This is a genomic window from Bacillus sp. PK5-006 (genome assembly GCF_054161415.1).
In genome coordinates this window covers 938306-957002 of the sequence record NZ_CP096414.1, presented here as the reverse complement: position 1 = coordinate 957002, position 18697 = coordinate 938306, and the positions used below count along the sequence as shown (strand labels likewise).

Sequence of the window (18697 nt, the reverse complement as noted above, 5' to 3'; positions counted from 1 at the left end):
ATTTGATTGGAGGAGATTCTTGATGGCTAGAAAAAGTATCATTTGGGCGATTGTCGTCTTCTTTATTACATACGCACTATTCTCTATTGCCGGATTCTTGTTCCCCGTCGACAGAGAATGGTATGACGCATTGAATAAACCAAAATGGACGCCTGGTGGCGGTGTGATCGGTGCTGTGTGGGCTGTCTTATTTGCACTCATCTCATTGTCCGCAGCGATCATTTATGGAAAATATGGATTCCAAAAAATCACTTTACCATTTTGGATTCTTTTCCTTTTAAATTATGTTTTAAATCAAGCCTTTAGCTTTTTTCAATTTACACAAAAGGATTTGTTTGTAGCTACAATCGACTGCCTTCTCGTCGCACTGACAGCACTTGCACTTGTCATCGTCTCACGTAAACTAAGCAAAGTCGTTCCAATTTTACTGATTCCATATGTCTTATGGGGCTTCTTTGCCACATACTTGTCTTATACGATCTATTCCATGAATATGTAAAAAAAGACCGCCATGATGCGGTCTTTCGTTTTGGAGAAAATAAAAAAGAGATCTTTGACAAGATCTCTTTTAAAAATGACCCGTACGGGATTCGAACCCGTGTTACCGCCGTGAAAGGGCGGTGTCTTAACCGCTTGACCAACGGGCCATATCAATGGCGGAGAAGGAGGGATTTGAACCCTCGCGCCGCTTACGCGACCTACACCCTTAGCAGGGGCGCCTCTTCAGCCACTTGAGTACTTCTCCATTTGGCTCCGCAGGTAGGATTCGAACCTACGACCGATCGGTTAACAGCCGATAGCTCTACCACTGAGCTACTGCGGAAGATCATGGTGGGCCTGAGTGGACTCGAACCACCGACCTCACGCTTATCAGGCGTGCGCTCTAACCAGCTGAGCTACAGGCCCATGAACAGATATACAAATGGAGCGGGTGATGGGAATCGAACCCACGACATCAGCTTGGAAGGCTGAGGTTTTACCACTAAACTACACCCGCAAAAATATGTATGGGGCGATTGATGGGAATCGAACCCACGAGTGCCAGAGCCACAATCTGGTGCGTTAACCACTTCGCCACAACCGCCATACTATGAATATTTTTATAAAAGTGGCTCGGGACGGAATCGAACCGCCGACACACGGATTTTCAGTCCGTTGCTCTACCAACTGAGCTACCGAGCCAAGTATTCTTTTGAAAAATGGCGGTCCGGACGGGACTCGAACCCGCGACCTCCTGCGTGACAGGCAGGCATTCTAACCAACTGAACTACCGGACCATTTTGGTTGCGGGGGCAGGATTTGAACCTGCGACCTTCGGGTTATGAGCCCGACGAGCTACCGAACTGCTCCACCCCGCGATGATATGGGTTTTAAAAAATATGGCGGAGGAAGAGGGATTCGAACCCCCGCGGGCTTTGACACCCCTGTCGGTTTTCAAGACCGATCCCTTCAGCCGGACTTGGGTATTCCTCCGTATAGATGGTGGACCTTGTAGGACTCGAACCTACGACCGGACGGTTATGAGCCGTCTGCTCTAACCAACTGAGCTAAAGGTCCTTTATAGCGGCGGAGGGGATCGAACCCCCGACCTCACGGGTATGAACCGTACGCTCTAGCCAGCTGAGCTACACCGCCATGATCAAATTAATCTTTTAAAAAGTGGAGCCTAGCGGGATCGAACCGCTGACCTCCTGCGTGCAAGGCAGGCGCTCTCCCAGCTGAGCTAAGGCCCCATAAAAGATGGTCGGGAAGACAGGATTCGAACCTGCGACCCCTTGGTCCCAAACCAAGTGCTCTACCAAGCTGAGCTACTTCCCGATCTTAATGGCGCGCCCGAGAGGAGTCGAACCCCTAACCTTTTGATCCGTAGTCAAACGCTCTATCCAATTGAGCTACGGGCGCTTATTTATAATGCCGAGGGCCGGACTTGAACCGGCACGGTAGTCACCTACCGCAGGATTTTAAGTCCTGTGTGTCTGCCAATTCCACCACCCCGGCGTGGATGGTATAAGCGGAAGACGGGATTCGAACCCGCGACCCCCACCTTGGCAAGGTGGTGTTCTACCACTGAACTACTTCCGCATTACAGGATTTCTTTATTTTATTTGGCAATGCGGGTGAAGGGACTTGAACCCCCACGTCATAAAGACACTAGATCCTAAGTCTAGCGCGTCTGCCAATTCCGCCACACCCGCATGAAACATGGTGAGCCATGAAGGACTCGAACCTTCGACCCTCTGATTAAAAGTCAGATGCTCTACCAACTGAGCTAATGGCTCGCTTTAAAAGCGACTTGTCTATCTTACCATATGAAAGTGGTGCCGGCAAGAGGACTTGAACCCCCAACCTACTGATTACAAGTCAGTTGCTCTACCAGTTGAGCTACACCGGCTTTATCTATCCTAACATTATGTAAGAATAAATATGGTGGAGGATGACGGGCTCGAACCGCCGACCCTCTGCTTGTAAGGCAGATGCTCTCCCAGCTGAGCTAATCCTCCACTATGTAGGAATCTCTCGATCCGACAAAGATTATTATATACAGGTTTTAATCATTTGTAAAGGCTATATTAAAAAAATTTTATTTCAATTTTCATTGCGTATTTCTTTTAACAAATGATCGTCATTTCACCTATTCAAACAGCTGCTGTTCCGTTCAGCAGCTGAACTTCTCTCTTCTATATTCTCTTTTAAAACGTTCGATTCCTTCAGAAATATTAGCAGTCCCTCATTTTTATACTTTAATGATATATGTAATCTCTTTAGCCGTAAGCATTTATAAAAATCATATAGGCTTACACATCTTTAATTTCCCTATATAAGCTGATACTCTGTCTCTCTATTGTTTTTATAGCTAATGTTTTATGCGATAGGCTCATTTTCCTCTTTATATCCAAGTATTTCACACGCTGCTTGTGGACATAAAATGAAGCCACGATCTTTTATCAAACAAGTGAATGTATGTACCCTCAACTTGCACAAAAAAGACCAGTTCCGACTGGAACTGATCCTTATAGAAGCTTGGCGGCGTCCTACTCTCACAGGGGGAAACCCCCAACTACCATCGGCGCTGAAGAGCTTAACTTCCGTGTTCGGTATGGGAACGGGTGTGACCTCTTCGCTATCGCCACCAAACCTGATGGAGAGAATGTTCTCTCAAAACTAGATAACAATGTTCATGCTTCACATTAGAATATAGGTTAAGTCCTCGATCTATTAGTATCTGTCAGCTCCACGTGTCACCACGCTTCCACCTCAGACCTATCAACCTGATCATCTTTCAGGGATCTTACTTCCTTGCGGAATGGGAAATCTCATCTTGAGGGGGGCTTCATGCTTAGATGCTTTCAGCACTTATCCCGTCCGCACATAGCTACCCAGCGATGCCCTTGGCAGAACAACTGGTACACCAGCGGTGCGTCCATCCCGGTCCTCTCGTACTAAGGACAGCTCCTCTCAAATTTCCTGCGCCCGCGACGGATAGGGACCGAACTGTCTCACGACGTTCTGAACCCAGCTCGCGTACCGCTTTAATGGGCGAACAGCCCAACCCTTGGGACCGACTACAGCCCCAGGATGCGATGAGCCGACATCGAGGTGCCAAACCTCCCCGTCGATGTGGACTCTTGGGGGAGATAAGCCTGTTATCCCCGGGGTAGCTTTTATCCGTTGAGCGATGGCCCTTCCATGCGGAACCACCGGATCACTAAGCCCGACTTTCGTCCCTGCTCGACTTGTAGGTCTCGCAGTCAAGCTCCCTTGTGCCTTTACACTCTGCGAATGATTTCCAACCATTCTGAGGGAACCTTTGGGCGCCTCCGTTACATTTTAGGAGGCGACCGCCCCAGTCAAACTGCCCACCTGACACTGTCTCCCTGCCCGATAAGGGCAGCGGGTTAGAAGGTCAATACAGCCAGGGTAGTATCCCACCGATGCCTCCACCGAAGCTAGCGCTCCGGTTTCCAAGGCTCCTACCTATCCTGTACAAGCTGTACCAACATTCAATATCAGGCTGCAGTAAAGCTCCACGGGGTCTTTCCGTCCTGTCGCGGGTAACCTGCATCTTCACAGGTACTATAATTTCACCGAGTCTCTCGTTGAGACAGTGCCCAGATCGTTGCGCCTTTCGTGCGGGTCGGAACTTACCCGACAAGGAATTTCGCTACCTTAGGACCGTTATAGTTACGGCCGCCGTTTACTGGGGCTTCAATTCGCACCTTCGCTTACGCTAAGCGCTCCTCTTAACCTTCCAGCACCGGGCAGGCGTCAGCCCCTATACTTCGCCTTACGGCTTCGCAGAGACCTGTGTTTTTGCTAAACAGTCGCCTGGGCCTATTCACTGCGGCTTCTCGGGGCTTTAACACCCTAAGAAGCACCCCTTCTCCCGAAGTTACGGGGTCATTTTGCCGAGTTCCTTAACGAGAGTTCTCTCGATCACCTTAGGATTCTCTCCTCGCCTACCTGTGTCGGTTTGCGGTACGGGCACCTCTCACCTCGCTAGAGGCTTTTCTTGGCAGTGTGGAATCAGGAACTCCGCTACTAAATTTCGCTCGCCATCACAGCTCAGCCTTTACGGGAAACGGATTTGCCTATTTCCCAGCCTAACTGCTTGGACGCGGATATCCAATACCGCGCTTACCCTATCCTCCTGCGTCCCCCCATTGCTCAAATGGTGAGGAGGTGGTACAGGAATATCAACCTGTTGTCCATCGCTTACGCCTTTCGGCCTCGGCTTAGGTCCCGACTAACCCTGAGCGGACGAGCCTTCCTCAGGAAACCTTAGGCATTCGGTGGACGGGATTCTCACCCGTCTTTCGCTACTCATACCGGCATTCTCACTTCTAAGCGCTCCACCAGTCCTTCCGGTCTGGCTTCACAGCCCTTAGAACGCTCTCCTACCACTGTTCGTAAGAACAGTCCGCAGCTTCGGTGATACGTTTAGCCCCGGTACATTTTCGGCGCAGAGTCACTCGACCAGTGAGCTATTACGCACTCTTTAAATGGTGGCTGCTTCTAAGCCAACATCCTGGTTGTCTAAGCAACTCCACATCCTTTTCCACTTAACGTATACTTTGGGACCTTAGCTGGCGGTCTGGGCTGTTTCCCTTTCGACTACGGATCTTATCACTCGCAGTCTGACTCCCAAGGATAAGTCATCGGCATTCGGAGTTTGACTGAATTCGGTAACCCGGTAGGGGCCCCTAGTCCAATCAGTGCTCTACCTCCGAGACTCTTACCTTGAGGCTAGCCCTAAAGCTATTTCGGAGAGAACCAGCTATCTCCAGGTTCGATTGGCATTTCACCCCTACCCACACCTCATCCCCGCACTTTTCAACGTGCGTGGGTTCGGGCCTCCATTCAGTGTTACCTGAACTTCACCCTGGACATGGGTAGATCACCTGGTTTCGGGTCTACGACCACGTACTCATGCGCCCTATTCAGACTCGCTTTCGCTGCGGCTCCGCATCTTCTGCTTAACCTTGCACGGGATCGTAACTCGCCGGTTCATTCTACAAAAGGCACGCCATCACCCGTTAACGGGCTCTGACTACTTGTAGGCACACGGTTTCAGGATCTATTTCACTCCCCTTCCGGGGTGCTTTTCACCTTTCCCTCACGGTACTGGTTCACTATCGGTCACTAGGGAGTATTTAGCCTTGGGAGATGGTCCTCCCGGATTCCGACGGAATTTCACGTGTTCCGCCGTACTCAGGATCCACTCTGGAGAGAACGACATTTCAGTTACAGGGCTGTTACCTTCTTTGGCGGGCCTTTCCAGACCTCTTCGCTTATATCATTCCTTTGTAACTCCGTATAGAGTGTCCTACAACCCCAAGAGGCAAGCCTCTTGGTTTGGGCTGTTCCCGTTTCGCTCGCCGCTACTCAGGGAATCGCATTTGCTTTCTCTTCCTCCGGGTACTTAGATGTTTCAGTTCCCCGGGTATGCCTTCTCATACTCTATGTATTCAAGTATGGATACTACTCCATTACGAGCAGTGGGTTTCCCCATTCGGAAATCTCCGGATCAAAGCTTGCTTACAGCTCCCCGAAGCATATCGGTGTTCGTCCCGTCCTTCATCGGCTCCTAGTGCCAAGGCATCCACCGTGCGCCCTTTCTAACTTAACCATTTCTTACTTTAGAAAGAATCACTATGTGTGATGAACTTTGCATTGCATTCAATGTGAATGTATTACTTATTGTTATCTAGTTTTCAAAGAACAATCCTGTCTCGCTAGAGACATGTTTTGAAGGAATGATCCTTCAAAACTAAACAAGACGAAAACGCACGCTGCTCCATATATCCTTAGAAAGGAGGTGATCCAGCCGCACCTTCCGATACGGCTACCTTGTTACGACTTCACCCCAATCATCTGCCCCACCTTCGGCGGCTGGCTCCATAAAGGTTACCTCACCGACTTCGGGTGTTGCAAACTCTCGTGGTGTGACGGGCGGTGTGTACAAGGCCCGGGAACGTATTCACCGCGGCATGCTGATCCGCGATTACTAGCGATTCCAGCTTCACGCAGTCGAGTTGCAGACTGCGATCCGAACTGAGAACAGATTTATGGGATTGGCTAAACCTTGCGGTCTCGCAGCCCTTTGTTCTGTCCATTGTAGCACGTGTGTAGCCCAGGTCATAAGGGGCATGATGATTTGACGTCATCCCCACCTTCCTCCGGTTTGTCACCGGCAGTCACCTTAGAGTGCCCAACTAAATGCTGGCAACTAAGATCAAGGGTTGCGCTCGTTGCGGGACTTAACCCAACATCTCACGACACGAGCTGACGACAACCATGCACCACCTGTCACTCTGTCCCCAAAGGGAAAGCCCTATCTCTAAGGTTGTCAGAGGATGTCAAGACCTGGTAAGGTTCTTCGCGTTGCTTCGAATTAAACCACATGCTCCACCGCTTGTGCGGGCCCCCGTCAATTCCTTTGAGTTTCAGTCTTGCGACCGTACTCCCCAGGCGGAGTGCTTAATGCGTTAGCTGCAGCACTAAGGGGCGGAAACCCCCTAACACTTAGCACTCATCGTTTACGGCGTGGACTACCAGGGTATCTAATCCTGTTCGCTCCCCACGCTTTCGCTCCTCAGCGTCAGTTACAGACCAGAGAGTCGCCTTCGCCACTGGTGTTCCTCCACATCTCTACGCATTTCACCGCTACACGTGGAATTCCACTCTCCTCTTCTGCACTCAAGTTTCCCAGTTTCCAATGACCCTCCCCGGTTGAGCCGGGGGCTTTCACATCAGACTTAAGAAACCGCCTGCGAGCCCTTTACGCCCAATAATTCCGGACAACGCTTGCCACCTACGTATTACCGCGGCTGCTGGCACGTAGTTAGCCGTGGCTTTCTGGTTAGGTACCGTCAAGGTGCGAGCAGTTACTCTCGCACTTGTTCTTCCCTAACAACAGAGCTTTACGATCCGAAAACCTTCATCACTCACGCGGCGTTGCTCCGTCAGACTTTCGTCCATTGCGGAAGATTCCCTACTGCTGCCTCCCGTAGGAGTCTGGGCCGTGTCTCAGTCCCAGTGTGGCCGATCACCCTCTCAGGTCGGCTACGCATCGTCGCCTTGGTGAGCCATTACCCCACCAACTAGCTAATGCGCCGCGGGTCCATCTGTAAGTGACAGCCGAAACCGTCTTTCATCCTTGAACCATGCGGTTCAAGGAACTATCCGGTATTAGCTCCGGTTTCCCGGAGTTATCCCAGTCTTACAGGCAGGTTACCCACGTGTTACTCACCCGTCCGCCGCTAACATCCGGGAGCAAGCTCCCTTCCGTCCGCTCGACTTGCATGTATTAGGCACGCCGCCAGCGTTCGTCCTGAGCCAGGATCAAACTCTCCGAGGTATGCAGGATGCATATCACACATGCGCTGCTACACGATGTAGCGAACTTAGCATGTGATCACTTCCTGCCTCGCCAGTTTGACTGACTACCTATGAAGTATCATAGGATTTTTTTATAAAAACTCGAATTAACAGGTACGTTTTGTCTTGTTTAGTTTTCAAAGATCATCTTCGTCGTCTCTCAGAGGCGACTTTATTAATATAACATTCTATCAAGATAAAGTCAACAACTTTTTTCTTAATGTTATTTATCAACCGCGCTGTTTCAGCGGCGAATACAAATATAACACCTTTTGAAAGAAGAAACAAGTATTTTTTCTAAATAATTTATTTTTCCTTATCTCTTCCTATATATTGATACAAATGCTACTTATCTCGGGAATTATCTATTGTTGATCCTGCGGGTCTTTAGTATATTTATAATAGATTGAAACTAAATAACCGCAGGGGGAGCTTTGTGCTGAGAGTGAACATTCGTTGTTCTGACCCTTTGAACCTGTCAGTTAATACTGAAGTAGGAATGTGGAATCACTTGAATACATACGGTGTATTCAAATCGATATGTTTTTCTATGAATAACATACTCATCCTTACACGGTCTCTCCTTGCTCAATTCATGAAAAAGGAGATTTTTTTATGCAGCAATCAAATCAATTGGTCCGACTGATGGAAATCGCAATTATGACTTCACTTGCACTTGTATTAGATTACTTATCAGGTCTCTTTTTAAGAATGCCTAATGGCGGTTCTCTTGCGCTGATTATGATTCCCGTCATTCTCATGTCTATTAGATGGGGAATATCTACCGGATTTATCATCGGTGTGTTAATCGCAGGTCTTCAGCTGATGAATAGCCCGATCATCGCTACACCTGTTCAAGGATTCCTCGATTACTTCGTTGCATCTGTTGTCATTTCTTTAAGCGGCCTGTTTTCTGGACTGATCAAAAAAGCCATTCAGGATCAAAAGCGAAAACAGCAATTCTTCTATATTACCCTAGCTGTTTTTATTGCTAGTTTCTTCAGGCTGCTGACGTTCTTTATTTCTGGCGTCGTTTTCTTTTCTCAATATGCACCGAAAGGAACACCAGGATGGGTCTACTCTTTAATTTATAACAGCACATATATGGTTCCTTCATTTATTATTTGCAGTATCGTTCTTTGCATACTCATCCCAAGTGCATCTCGTTTGGTTTTTCCTCATCAAAAATAACCGGCTGATTTCAGCTGGTTATTTTTTTATGCATAATTTGCTGCTCCATGGAATCTATTAATAATAGAAGATTTCATGCTGGAGGTACGACAATGAGCCCTTACTCCATTATGCTGTGCTGTTATATTCTCAGTCTTGCTTATTTTTTGGCAAGTTTCTATGAAGCTTTAAAAATAGCAGGCGTGAAAGGAAAAGTAGAAGCTTCACCGTTTATTTCTTACATGCTGCTTGCTGTGCTCTTCACTTTTTTCTCTCATTATTACTGGAAGCTGACGATTTAATTCGCTGTACATGGTTATTCAATATAGACAGCTCCCATCCATACCCTATTTCATTATGGTTCTCGCCAGCCAGCTCGAACTGGCTGGTAACGACAAAACTAGGTTGAAGTTTTTGATAAAATTGTTTTGCCGAATTTTGTTCAAACACCCATAGCATCAACTTCTGATACCCTTTTTCTATTAAATAATCGACACCTTTAGCAATTAAGGCAATACCCGCACCTGATTTCTGTTTCTGTTGTAATAAATAGATGGCATACAGCTCTCCATCATATGTAGAATAACGTTCGTCACGTTGTTTTCCGAAAGAAGCAAAACCAAATACGCCTTCCGCATCTTCTGCGACAAACGTCCCTTCAAGTGACCTTCTTCTCCAGCTCTCTTTCCGATCTTCAATGTTTAAACCATCTAAATACTCCTGCGAAATAATCCCCTGATAAGTCGTCTGCCAGCTTTTCACATGAATCTCAGCGATTTTTGGAATATCTTGATGTACCGCATGTCTCACCTTCATCCGCGCCACTCCTACTCACTGTTTTTATCCTATTTATATTATGATAAATTCTTATTTTTTAAAATTCAATCAATAAAGGATATCCGTTGACATTTTGTCAACACACCTTTATATTGGGGACGACTTCTTCTATAGAAGAGTTGATACATAATGAAAAGGATGGCGTAGAAAATGGATATTAAGACAACAGAGCTTGGCCAAATTTTAAAGGAAAAATTGCAGCAACGCTCTTTATCTTTAAGAGAGCTCAGCACATACACAGGAATCGATAAGGCGACACTGTCCAGAATCATGAATGGAAAAAGAAAACCCACTTTGAATCATCTGCAGCGGCTTTCAGAATCTCTGAACATATCATTAGATCAACTATTGACTGCTTCAGGGTATCCAATTAAAAACGAAAAGGCGCACGGTGATACGTTCATTCAAGCGGTAGAAGAGATTGAAAAAACCCTAAAAGATCAAGAGGTCTACGACGGTACGTTTAGTCAGACCAAATTGGAACAAAAGTTAAACGAATACGAAGCCTACAGCCAAACAGCTGAAGGAAAAGAAACGATTACGGCAAAGTTTGAAAAAAAGATGAAGACGCTAAGCGGCGTCGGACCATTTCTTGAGCAGTTGAAAAACATGTACAGTTTATTCATAAATGGACGGGGGACTCCTCGAGAATTGATGCTGATGGGAGGCGCACTCCTTTATTTCATTATGCCTGTTGATTTAATACCAGATTATATTTTTCCGATCGGCTATATTGATGACGCTGCCGCGGTGCAAGTCATATTAAACCAACTGACAAATAGGGCATAGCAGGAAAAGAAGCCATGAAAAAACAGTACAGCATTGACTTCGCACTTTTACTCACTGTTATTTGTTTATTTGTCATCAGCCTACTAGCTGTTTATAGCGGATCGGGACAGTATGAAACGCAAGATATGCTTTATTTCGTCAAAAGGCAAATTTTCTGGTATATCGTCGGTTTCGGTCTCATGGCAGCAGTTGCTTACTTTGATTATGAGCTGCTTGAGCGTTTATCTTTTCGGTTATTTGCAGGTGGTATTTTTCTCATTATTCTTGTGCATTTTTTCGGAACGAGTCAAAATGGTTCCCAAAGGTGGATCAGCTTCGGTTCAATCAAAATTCAGCCATCAGAGTTTATGAAAATTTTTGTGATCCTGCTGCTTGCGGCTGTCTTGAACCAATACAAGCATCAGCGATTTTCTTTTCAAGAAAGCATCATTCCTACAACTAAAGTCATTTGCTGGACGATCGTCCCTTTTTTCCTCATCTTAATTCAGCCTGATTTAGGAACAGCGCTCGTGATCTTATCCATTGCCTTTACACTGATGCTTGTATCAGGGATTTCGAGCAAGATGACGGCTGCATTAATGGCTGCTTTTCTTGCACTTCTTGCCTTTTTGATCTATCTGCACAATCATCATTTTGAGCATTTCACGAAAATCATTAAGCCTCATCAGCTTGATCGCATTTATGGGTGGCTCTCTCCTGATGAATTTGATTCAACATACGGGTATCAGCTGAAACAATCGATACTCGGCATTGGATCAGGTCAATTATCAGGAAGCGGTTTTACAAAGGGGCAACAAGTACAAGGTGGCAATATCCCTGAAGCCCATACGGATTTTATATTTGCCGTCATTGGTGAGGAGTTTGGTTTTATTGGCGCCTCTCTTTTGATGTGTCTGTACTTAATGATGATTTACCGAATCATTCACGTGGCTATGCACGCTAATACACTCTATGGATTATACATATGTGCAGGTGTCGTTGGGCTGATCATGTTTCAAGTTTTCCAAAACGTAGGGATGACAATCGGTTTAATGCCTGTGACGGGACTTGCACTTCCTTTTATCAGCTATGGAGGCAGTGCGCTATTGACCAACATGATCGCCATTGGTCTCGTGTTTAGTGTCAATCTTAGATCATCATCCTATATGTTTGGTCGCAATTGGGGTTGAAGATGATGCCATTCCTTTTATCCCATCTCAAAAGAATCGACCGCATTCTTGTTGGTACGATTGTGTTTCTCTGCTTATTTGGTTTACTGATGGTCTACAGTGCAAGTTATCCTTTAGGAGAAGTGAAGTATGAACAGGGCAGCTATTTCTTTATCAAACAATGGCAATGGCTCGTGATGGGGGGATTCTTTTTCTTCATTGCCGCTCTTCTCCCTTATCAGATTTATCGCAAATGGATGAAGTGGCTTGTCTTACTGTCATTGCTATGTCTCATCCTTGTCCTGCTTCCTGGAATTGGTGTTGTCAAAAATAATTCACAGCGGTGGATTCATCTAGGTTCTCTCATGCTCCAGCCTTCAGAAGCTGTGAAACTAGTGATGGTGATCTATTTTGCCTATGTGTATGCGAAAAAACAAGCGTACATTACATCTTTTAAAAAAGGTGTAATGCCGCCACTCATTCTTTTAGGGATTGTTTTTTTATTGATCTTAAAGCAGCCGGATTTAGGCACAGCTGTGTCTATTTTATTAAGCTGCGGCATTATTTTATTATGCGCTGGACTGAAAACGCGCCATCTTATTTTGCTGGGATGGACTGCCGCAGCGGGAATCACTTTTTTTGCTGTGACAGCTCCTTACCGTTTAAAACGGCTGACTTCTTTTCGTAATCCTTTTCAGTATGAAAATGGGGATGGATATCAGCTGATTCATTCGTATTTCGCGATGAATTCAGGCGGGCTGACGGGAAATGGCTTAGGCGGAAGCATTCAAAAACTGGGCTTTCTTCCTGAAGCCCATACGGATTTTATCATGGCCATCATCAGTGAAGAACTGGGAATCATGGGGATTTTGCTTGTGATTGGTGCATATCTCATCATCATGTATCGAGCCATGCGAATTGTGCAAGCTTTACACGACCCATTTGGAAAACTGTTAACGATCGGGCTCACGTTTCAAATCATGATCCAAGCAGTCTTTAATCTAGGAGCTGTCTTCGGGCTTCTCCCCATTACAGGCATACCTCTTCCCTTTATTAGCTACGGCGGGTCTTCATTGGTGTTCATGATGATATCAGCAGGTATTCTCGTGAATCTTTCTTCATATGTAAAAAAGAATCCATATCGGGCGCATGCCAAATAGACACCTTCTGATGGAAGGTGTCTATTGATTTTATTCTTCTATTTGAGTATCAGCGATCTCTTTTTTTCTTGGTTGTTTGATTTCATTTGTCAGCTCTTGAATGCTTTGCTTCACATTGCCTTTGCCAGAAAAGTTCTCAATAATTTCTTTCACATCTATTCCAGAGGATGCTTTCAGGCTTTCTTGCAGACTGGACATGAGGTTTGTGGCATAGCCAGTGACTTTATTAGCACCGCTGCCTTCCCCGTTACCGCCCGTATCCACAACAGTAATTTTATCAATGTTAGAAAGTGGTGCAGATACTTGCTTCGCATATTCAGGTAGCATTTTCACAATCATATCAAGAATGGCTGCCTGACCATACTGTTCGAACGCTTCCGCAATTTTCTCTTTCGCTTCCGCTTCCGCAAGTCCTTTTAGTCTAATGACTTCTGCTTCTGTTTCCCCTTTTGCACGATCCGCTTCCGCTTTGGCAAGCCCGTCAATACGGACTTTCTCAGCTTCTGCTTTGGCCATTGCTTCGATGCTGTATTTCTTCGCATCTGCTTCAGCGAGGCGTTTCGCTTTTTCCGCCGCAGCTGACTGCTCAACAGCATAACGGTCCGCATCTGCTTTCTTTTTCACTTCAGAATCGTATTGACGTTCACGACGCTGAATCTCTTTTTCTTCTAATTCAATTTGTTTCTGACGCTCAATGATTTTGACTTGCATTTCTTGTTCAGTTACGTGCTGTCGGTTACGAGCTGTTTCTAGATCGTACGCTTGGTCAGCACTTGCTTTTGCCGTATCCTGTTCACGTCTGAATTCTGCTCTTTTCAGCTCATTGATCTTTTCTGCTTCAGCGATTTCAGTAGCACGCTCAAGCTCAGATTTCTTCGCATCTTTATCTGCTTCCGCACGTTTGATACGTGTTTCTTTATCTGCTTCAGCTGTTGCAATATCTGCATCGCGTTTTACTTGGGCAATTCTTGGTTTACCTAGAGATTCTAAATAGCCATTTTTATCACGAACATCTTTGATCGTAAACGATACAATGACAAGACCCATTTTCGCTAAATCTTGAGAAGCGACACGTTGTACTTCTTGAGAGAATTTCTCTCTATTTTTATAAATCTCTTCAACTGTCATTGATCCTAAGATGGATCGAAGGTGGCCTTCTAATACTTCTCTCGCTTCGTTTTCGCGGTCTTCTTTTGTTTTCCCTAAAAATTGCTCTGCAGCAGTCGCGATTTCTTCAATCGATCCGCCAATTTTAATGATGGCTGTTCCATCCGCCATGACTGGTACACCTTGTTCGGTATAGACTTCAGGTGTTGAAACGTCTAGCTTGCTAGATAGTAAGCTGAGCGGCTCTGCTTGTTGAAAGACTGGAAGTACAAAGGTACCGCCGCCTCTCACAATCTTAATCTTGTTTCCACCTTCATCCACGTGGACATTTTTACTTCCTAGGTAACTTCCTGTGACGATTAATGCTTCATCTGGACCTGCTGTCCGGTATTTAGAAACAAATACACCAATAAGTGCAATAAGAATCACAAGCACAATTCCAATGATCACTAAAATCGTTGTTCCTGGCATAGCATTCCCTCCTAGATTTCTTCATTTGGTATAACAGATAAGACGCCTTTGTTCACTTCGACAACTAGCACACGGGTTCCATATGGAATCTCCTCTTGGTCGAAACTGACAGCTGGCTTTGAGATTTTCCCGCTATTACTGATTAACAGCACTTCTCCAAATCCGTCTTTTGGAACAGATACAATGATCTCCCCAGTTCTTCCTTTTAAATCGGCCTCCGTATAAGAGAGAGATTCTTCAGCAGAGGAAAGCGGGACTAATACAAATACATTCAAACAGGTCACAAGGATCACTGCGAGGATGGCAGATAATACTGCGCCAAGTCCACTTCCTACAATTGCCGTTTTTTCAGAGATAAACCCTCCAGCCGAGAAAAAGGTAAGAAATGCGAGGATCAATGTTGGTTGAAGGAATGGAACAGGGATCGCTTCAAATAATCCATCAAATACATCGCCGAAAAAGACGAAAACAAGTGTCAGGATTCCTGATATCATTAATATGTATAAATACAGCGTCTGAAGAGGCAGCCCGAACACATCCATCTTCCTCATCCTTTCTTCATGAAATGAACATCTTTTGTTTCATTTAGACCTCACCCACCTCCAATGTATTCCTTCTAACAGGTAATACGAACCACTTTTGTAAAGGTTTCATATTTCATCACAATTCTTCAAAGGGATTTTCGGATAGCTCAAGAATGATTGTCATGTACCATTATGTTAAAATTTGATCTTGAGGTGATGAAGAAAATGAGTTTATTACATGAAGCAAGACAAGAATTGTGGCACGAGCTGCAAGGTTTGAGCGAAGAACAATTGAACCAAAAATTATCTGATGATACTTGGAGTATTCAAGAGGTAGCAGATCATTTAAAGAAAATGGACCTAGTTGCAGCAAAACATCTAGCTGCTGAGGGTAAAAAAGCACCAATTAAAGAATATGAACCAAAGCCGGTAGAAATGGCAGAGGACCGTTCGAAAAAAGCCACTGCGCCTAGTATTGTTGCGCCTGAGCGCAAGCATGTCACACCTACACATTTAAAGGATGAGCTCGATACTGCACGTGAGCAGCTCAATCAAATTTTATCAACATTTACTGAGGAAGATTTCAAACGTGTCATTGCACACCCTGTGTTTAAAGAGCTATCCCTTAAGCAATACCTTGATTTTATCGGTGCACACGAAAAACGCCATATTCATCAAATCAAAGAAATTAAAGAACAACTATAGACATAAAAAAGACTCCCTTTTGGGAGCCTTTTTTCATTGTTACACCGTTTTAGGTGTTAACTCAAAGCAGCGAGCATAAATCCATTTGTACGCTTTTTCGTTTAAATCTCTTGGGTTTCCAACTGTTTGCGGATCTTTCATCGCTTCTTTAGATAAACGATCAATCATATCTTTTGATACACCTTGTTCTTCTAATGAAGGAACTTCTAAATCCTCCACTAAATCATACATCCAGTTCACAGCTGCTTTGGCTGCTTCCTCTGTTGTCATTCTGCTTGTATCAATCCCAAACGCTTGCGCAATTCGAGCGAATTTTTCCGGATACCCTTTCCAGTTATACTCCATCACTGGTCCCATCATCGCTGCAACACACTGACCGTGCGCTACAGGAATAATACCTCCGAGTGTTTGACTCATCGCATGTGCAGCTCCAGCTGATTCACTTCCATAAGAAAGCCCGGCAAGCATCGCAGCTTGTGCCATTCCATATCTGGCTTCTAAGTCCTCGCCATCAGCAAAGGCACGGCGAATATAATGAGCAGCATATTCAATTGCCATGAGCGCTACCGCATCTGTAATCGGCTGAGCAAATTTCATCGTATAGCATTCAATCGCGTGAGCAAGCGCGTCAATTCCAGTCATTGCTGTCACATGAGGCGGCATGGATACATGAAGCTCTGGATCAATTACTGTTAGATGAGCTGCAATGAGAGGTCCACCAGTATTGAATTTGAATTCTCTTTCTTCATCAGTAATGACCGCCCACTGCGTTACCTCTGAACCTGTACCAGCTGTTGTCGGAATAGTGGTTAAAGGAGGGATTCTGTTTTCTAGCGGTTTTTTTCCCTCTGCCGCTTCGTAATCAAGGACTGAGCCTTCATGAGTCGCCTCTACTCCGATTGCCTTTGCTGTATCCATTGAACTGCCGCCGCCTACTGCGACTAATCCATTACAGCCTTCTTTTTCATATAAAGCAGATCCTTCGTTCACTAGACGGACTGGCGGATTTGGCTCTACTTTATCAAATAGAACGACATCGATTTGTGCTTCTTTTAATGAAGCAATTACTGGGTCCACCACGCCGGCTTGATAAATACCAGGGTCTGTTACAAGCAATACTTTTGAAACGCCGTATGCTTTTACTTCTTCCCCAACATGTTTCACTGCACCAATGCCATGTTTGATGACAGTCGGAATTTCAAATGTATGGAATTTCTGCATGCTTTCAATTTTCATATTTAGTGTCATATAGAATCTCCTCCAAATGCGTAATTTTTATTTAAACCAATGAACTGCTTCAGGTTTTGTATTTCGATATAAATGCTTCAGCTCGGTATATTCTTCAAGTCCCGTGCGTCCTAATTCGCGCCCAATGCCTGATTGCTTGTAGCCACCCCAAGGTGCTTGAGCAAAATAAGGATGGAAGTCATTGATCCAAACCGTGCCCAATCTTAATTGCCGAGCCACTCTTTCGGCCTTGCTGATATCAGAAGACCACACAGCTCCTGCTAATCCATAAATCGTATCATTTGCCAGCTTGATGACTTCTTCCTCTGTATGGAAGGTTTCGACTGTCAGGACAGGTCCAAAGACTTCTTCCTGCACAATCCGCATATCTGACGTGCAGCCTGAGAATATGGTCGGCAAGTAGAAGAACCCATTTTGCAGCTCCTCTGCGTCAGGTCTTTTTCCGCCTGTCTCTAACTTAGCGCCTTCTTCTAAACCGATGCTGACGTATTTTTCTACTTTTTCTCGATGCTCAGCTGAGATGAGCGGCCCGCTCTGGGTGTCTTCATCAAAGCCGTTGCCTAGCTTGATTTTTTTCGTACGCTTCACCAGTTCTTCTAAAAATTCATCATGAATAGATTCTTCCACCAGCAAACGTGAACCTGCTGAACACACTTGCCCTGCATGGAAAAATACAGCATTCATTGCCTGGTCAACCGCTACGTCTAAATCAGCATCTTGAAACACAATATTCGGATTCTTTCCGCCAAGTTCAAGGGCTATTTTTTTCACATTCCCGCTGGCTCCCTGCATAATTTTCTTCCCTGTTTCAATACCGCCTGTAAATGAAATCAGATCTACTTGATCATTTACAGCAAGCTCATCACCAACGGTTGCCCCAGGTCCAAGCACTAGGTTTGCAACGCCTGCTGGAACGCCCGCTTCTTCCATGAGTTTAAATATTTTTATTGTGGTGAGTGGTGTGATTTCACTTGGCTTTAGAACGATTGTATTTCCCGCCGCAAGTGCAGGAGCGATTTTCCAGCTTGCTTGAAGCAATGGATAGTTCCAAGGAGTGATTTGTCCGCATACACCGACAGGCTCTCTGACTAATTCACTTTTCGAGTTTGAAATTGGTGATGCAATGATTTCCCCGCCATCTTTATCAGCCAGACCTGCGTAATATTGGAACACGTTCGCAATATCGTCCATATCTGCCTTGCTTTCCTCTAATGTTTTGCCTGTATCAAGCGATTCCAATTTGGCTAGTTCATCAAGATCACGTCTAATCAATTCAGCTATCTTAAACACAATATTTCCTCTTTCAAGTCCAGGCAGGTTTGCCCAGTCCCCTTGATCGAAGGCTTTTCTCGCTGCTTTAATGGCTAGCTGCGCGTCATTTCTAGATCCTTCGCTGACTGTCGCGATCACTTCTTGATTGAACGGATTGATGATATCCCGTGTGTCGCTACTTTTAGCGCCAACCCATTGTCCGTCTATAAATAGCGTTTGACTCATAGAAGGAACCTCCTCTGATTCTCTTTGGTAAGTTTGTTAAATAAAAATTTAACGTTTTGAACATAATTAACTTATCATGTTCAAATTTTTCTGTCAAAGGGAGATATGCTTCATTTATTTTGACATTTTGTATTCTTTCGTTAACATATAGTCCATAAAGATT

Annotated in this window: 12 protein-coding genes, 21 tRNA genes, 3 rRNA genes and 1 riboswitch; of the genes, 7 read left to right on the top strand and 29 right to left on the bottom strand. The window is 45.2% G+C overall.

Annotated elements, in window-relative coordinates; all coding sequences use genetic code 11:
* Positions 1-22: 22 nt before the first annotated feature.
* The gene (locus tag M1D84_RS04930) at positions 23-499 is read left to right on the top strand and encodes a TspO/MBR family protein (RefSeq protein WP_332285511.1); all 477 of its coding nucleotides are present in this window, start codon (positions 23-25) and stop codon (positions 497-499) included.
* A 76-nt stretch (positions 500-575) separates the two neighbouring features.
* Here the strand turns inward: M1D84_RS04930 and M1D84_RS04925 are convergent.
* From M1D84_RS04925 to M1D84_RS04810, 24 genes are all read right to left on the bottom strand, one after another.
* Positions 576-647, bottom strand: a tRNA-Glu gene (locus tag M1D84_RS04925).
* A 7-nt stretch (positions 648-654) separates the two neighbouring features.
* A tRNA-Ser gene (locus M1D84_RS04920) sits at positions 655-745 on the bottom strand.
* A 3-nt stretch (positions 746-748) separates the two neighbouring features.
* Positions 749-823 (bottom strand) — tRNA-Asn (locus M1D84_RS04915).
* Positions 824-829: 6 nt separating this feature from the next.
* Positions 830-906 (bottom strand) — tRNA-Ile (locus M1D84_RS04910).
* A 17-nt stretch (positions 907-923) separates the two neighbouring features.
* A tRNA-Gly gene (locus M1D84_RS04905) sits at positions 924-997 on the bottom strand.
* An 11-nt stretch (positions 998-1008) separates the two neighbouring features.
* Positions 1009-1084: transfer RNA gene (locus M1D84_RS04900), tRNA-His, on the bottom strand.
* A gap of 25 nt (positions 1085-1109) precedes the next feature.
* Positions 1110-1182, bottom strand: a tRNA-Phe gene (locus tag M1D84_RS04895).
* A gap of 18 nt (positions 1183-1200) precedes the next feature.
* A tRNA-Asp gene (locus M1D84_RS04890) sits at positions 1201-1277 on the bottom strand.
* Between the two features lie 4 nt (positions 1278-1281).
* Positions 1282-1358 (bottom strand) — tRNA-Met (locus M1D84_RS04885).
* Between the two features lie 22 nt (positions 1359-1380).
* Positions 1381-1473, bottom strand: a tRNA-Ser gene (locus tag M1D84_RS04880).
* A 7-nt stretch (positions 1474-1480) separates the two neighbouring features.
* Positions 1481-1557: transfer RNA gene (locus M1D84_RS04875), tRNA-Ile, on the bottom strand.
* A gap of 4 nt (positions 1558-1561) precedes the next feature.
* A tRNA-Met gene (locus M1D84_RS04870) sits at positions 1562-1635 on the bottom strand.
* 25 nt (positions 1636-1660) lie between these two features.
* Positions 1661-1733: transfer RNA gene (locus M1D84_RS04865), tRNA-Ala, on the bottom strand.
* An 8-nt stretch (positions 1734-1741) separates the two neighbouring features.
* Positions 1742-1818, bottom strand: a tRNA-Pro gene (locus M1D84_RS04860).
* 7 nt (positions 1819-1825) lie between these two features.
* Positions 1826-1902 (bottom strand) — tRNA-Arg (locus M1D84_RS04855).
* Positions 1903-1912: 10 nt separating this feature from the next.
* Positions 1913-1998 (bottom strand) — tRNA-Leu (locus tag M1D84_RS04850).
* Positions 1999-2010: 12 nt separating this feature from the next.
* Positions 2011-2082 (bottom strand) — tRNA-Gly (locus M1D84_RS04845).
* A gap of 30 nt (positions 2083-2112) precedes the next feature.
* Positions 2113-2195: transfer RNA gene (locus M1D84_RS04840), tRNA-Leu, on the bottom strand.
* Positions 2196-2203: 8 nt separating this feature from the next.
* Positions 2204-2279 (bottom strand) — tRNA-Lys (locus tag M1D84_RS04835).
* Positions 2280-2316: 37 nt separating this feature from the next.
* Positions 2317-2392: transfer RNA gene (locus M1D84_RS04830), tRNA-Thr, on the bottom strand.
* 33 nt (positions 2393-2425) lie between these two features.
* A tRNA-Val gene (locus M1D84_RS04825) sits at positions 2426-2501 on the bottom strand.
* Between the two features lie 518 nt (positions 2502-3019).
* Positions 3020-3135 (bottom strand): 5S ribosomal RNA (gene rrf, locus M1D84_RS04820).
* A 61-nt stretch (positions 3136-3196) separates the two neighbouring features.
* Positions 3197-6127: ribosomal RNA gene (locus M1D84_RS04815) — 23S ribosomal RNA — on the bottom strand.
* Positions 6128-6309: 182 nt separating this feature from the next.
* Positions 6310-7858 (bottom strand): 16S ribosomal RNA (locus tag M1D84_RS04810).
* Together the 16S, 23S and 5S rRNA genes form the textbook arrangement of a ribosomal RNA operon.
* A 435-nt stretch (positions 7859-8293) precedes the next feature.
* Positions 8294-8395: riboswitch (TPP riboswitch) on the top strand.
* Between the two features lie 98 nt (positions 8396-8493).
* On the opposite strand from M1D84_RS04810, the gene thiT reads away from it, so the two are divergent.
* Together thiT and M1D84_RS04800 are read left to right on the top strand one after the other, a co-directional pair.
* Positions 8494-9069: an energy-coupled thiamine transporter ThiT gene (thiT, locus tag M1D84_RS04805; protein ID WP_056765981.1), complete on the top strand. Its 576-nt coding sequence runs from the start codon at positions 8494-8496 to the stop codon at positions 9067-9069.
* Positions 9070-9161: 92 nt separating this feature from the next.
* Complete coding sequence (locus M1D84_RS04800; RefSeq protein ID WP_080780807.1) at positions 9162-9350, top strand: hypothetical protein; 189 nt, start codon at positions 9162-9164, stop codon at positions 9348-9350.
* Here M1D84_RS04800 and M1D84_RS04795 read toward each other — a convergent pair.
* Positions 9310-9864: a GNAT family N-acetyltransferase gene (locus tag M1D84_RS04795; RefSeq protein ID WP_332284743.1), complete on the bottom strand. Its 555-nt coding sequence runs from the start codon at positions 9862-9864 to the stop codon at positions 9310-9312. The two genes, M1D84_RS04800 and M1D84_RS04795, sit on opposite strands and share 41 nt — an antisense overlap.
* A 171-nt stretch (positions 9865-10035) precedes the next feature.
* Between M1D84_RS04795 and M1D84_RS04790 the strand changes: the two genes are divergently transcribed.
* The 3 genes from M1D84_RS04790 to ftsW are packed head-to-tail and all read left to right on the top strand — an operon-like array spanning position 10036 to position 12982.
* The gene (locus tag M1D84_RS04790; protein ID WP_122632078.1) at positions 10036-10674 is read left to right on the top strand and encodes a helix-turn-helix domain-containing protein; all 639 of its coding nucleotides are present in this window, start codon (positions 10036-10038) and stop codon (positions 10672-10674) included.
* 14 nt (positions 10675-10688) lie between these two features.
* Positions 10689-11843: a rod shape-determining protein RodA gene (rodA, locus tag M1D84_RS04785; protein ID WP_024423232.1), complete on the top strand. Its 1155-nt coding sequence runs from the start codon at positions 10689-10691 to the stop codon at positions 11841-11843.
* 5 nt (positions 11844-11848) lie between these two features.
* Positions 11849-12982 carry a putative lipid II flippase FtsW gene (gene ftsW, locus M1D84_RS04780; protein WP_415475423.1) on the top strand — a complete coding sequence of 378 codons (1134 nt, stop codon included), beginning with the start codon at positions 11849-11851 and terminating at the stop codon, positions 12980-12982.
* 30 nt (positions 12983-13012) lie between these two features.
* Here ftsW and M1D84_RS04775 read toward each other — a convergent pair whose 3' ends face one another.
* Positions 13013-14560 (bottom strand): flotillin family protein, encoded by a 1548-nt coding sequence (locus M1D84_RS04775; RefSeq protein WP_034284308.1) that lies wholly within the window; start codon positions 14558-14560, stop codon positions 13013-13015.
* Positions 14561-14571: 11 nt separating this feature from the next.
* Entirely contained in the window at positions 14572-15102 is a 531-nt protein-coding gene (locus M1D84_RS04770; protein WP_034284306.1) for a hypothetical protein, read from the bottom strand.
* Positions 15103-15309: 207 nt separating this feature from the next.
* Here M1D84_RS04770 and M1D84_RS04765 point away from each other — a divergent pair, with 207 nt between their 5' ends.
* Complete coding sequence (locus tag M1D84_RS04765; protein ID WP_041085250.1) at positions 15310-15789, top strand: DinB family protein; 480 nt, start codon at positions 15310-15312, stop codon at positions 15787-15789.
* Positions 15790-15828: 39 nt separating this feature from the next.
* Here the strand turns inward: M1D84_RS04765 and M1D84_RS04760 are convergent, their stop codons facing one another.
* The gene (locus tag M1D84_RS04760) at positions 15829-17037 is read right to left on the bottom strand and encodes an iron-containing alcohol dehydrogenase (protein WP_025094230.1); all 1209 of its coding nucleotides are present in this window, start codon (positions 17035-17037) and stop codon (positions 15829-15831) included.
* A gap of 27 nt (positions 17038-17064) precedes the next feature.
* Complete coding sequence (gene betB, locus M1D84_RS04755; RefSeq protein ID WP_149126344.1) at positions 17065-18534, bottom strand: betaine-aldehyde dehydrogenase; 1470 nt, start codon at positions 18532-18534, stop codon at positions 17065-17067.
* Positions 18535-18697: the final 163 nt, after the last annotated feature.

Bases quoted from the DNA above. Each gene is read 5' to 3' on its own strand.
- M1D84_RS04930 (WP_332285511.1), top strand. From the start codon at position 23: ATGGCTAGAAAAAGTATCATTTGGGCGATTGTCGTCTTCTTTATTACA.
- thiT (WP_056765981.1), top strand. From the start codon at position 8,494: ATGCAGCAATCAAATCAATTGGTCCGACTGATGGAAATCGCAATTATG.
- M1D84_RS04800 (WP_080780807.1), top strand. From the start codon at position 9,162: ATGAGCCCTTACTCCATTATGCTGTGCTGTTATATTCTCAGTCTTGCT.
- M1D84_RS04795 (WP_332284743.1), bottom strand. From the start codon at position 9,864: ATGAAGGTGAGACATGCGGTACATCAAGATATTCCAAAAATCGCTGAG.
- M1D84_RS04790 (WP_122632078.1), top strand. From the start codon at position 10,036: ATGGATATTAAGACAACAGAGCTTGGCCAAATTTTAAAGGAAAAATTG.
- rodA (WP_024423232.1), top strand. From the start codon at position 10,689: ATGAAAAAACAGTACAGCATTGACTTCGCACTTTTACTCACTGTTATT.
- ftsW (WP_415475423.1), top strand. From the start codon at position 11,849: ATGCCATTCCTTTTATCCCATCTCAAAAGAATCGACCGCATTCTTGTT.
- M1D84_RS04775 (WP_034284308.1), bottom strand. From the start codon at position 14,560: ATGCCAGGAACAACGATTTTAGTGATCATTGGAATTGTGCTTGTGATT.
- M1D84_RS04770 (WP_034284306.1), bottom strand. From the start codon at position 15,102: ATGGATGTGTTCGGGCTGCCTCTTCAGACGCTGTATTTATACATATTA.
- M1D84_RS04765 (WP_041085250.1), top strand. From the start codon at position 15,310: ATGAGTTTATTACATGAAGCAAGACAAGAATTGTGGCACGAGCTGCAA.
- M1D84_RS04760 (WP_025094230.1), bottom strand. From the start codon at position 17,037: ATGACACTAAATATGAAAATTGAAAGCATGCAGAAATTCCATACATTT.
- betB (WP_149126344.1), bottom strand. From the start codon at position 18,534: ATGAGTCAAACGCTATTTATAGACGGACAATGGGTTGGCGCTAAAAGT.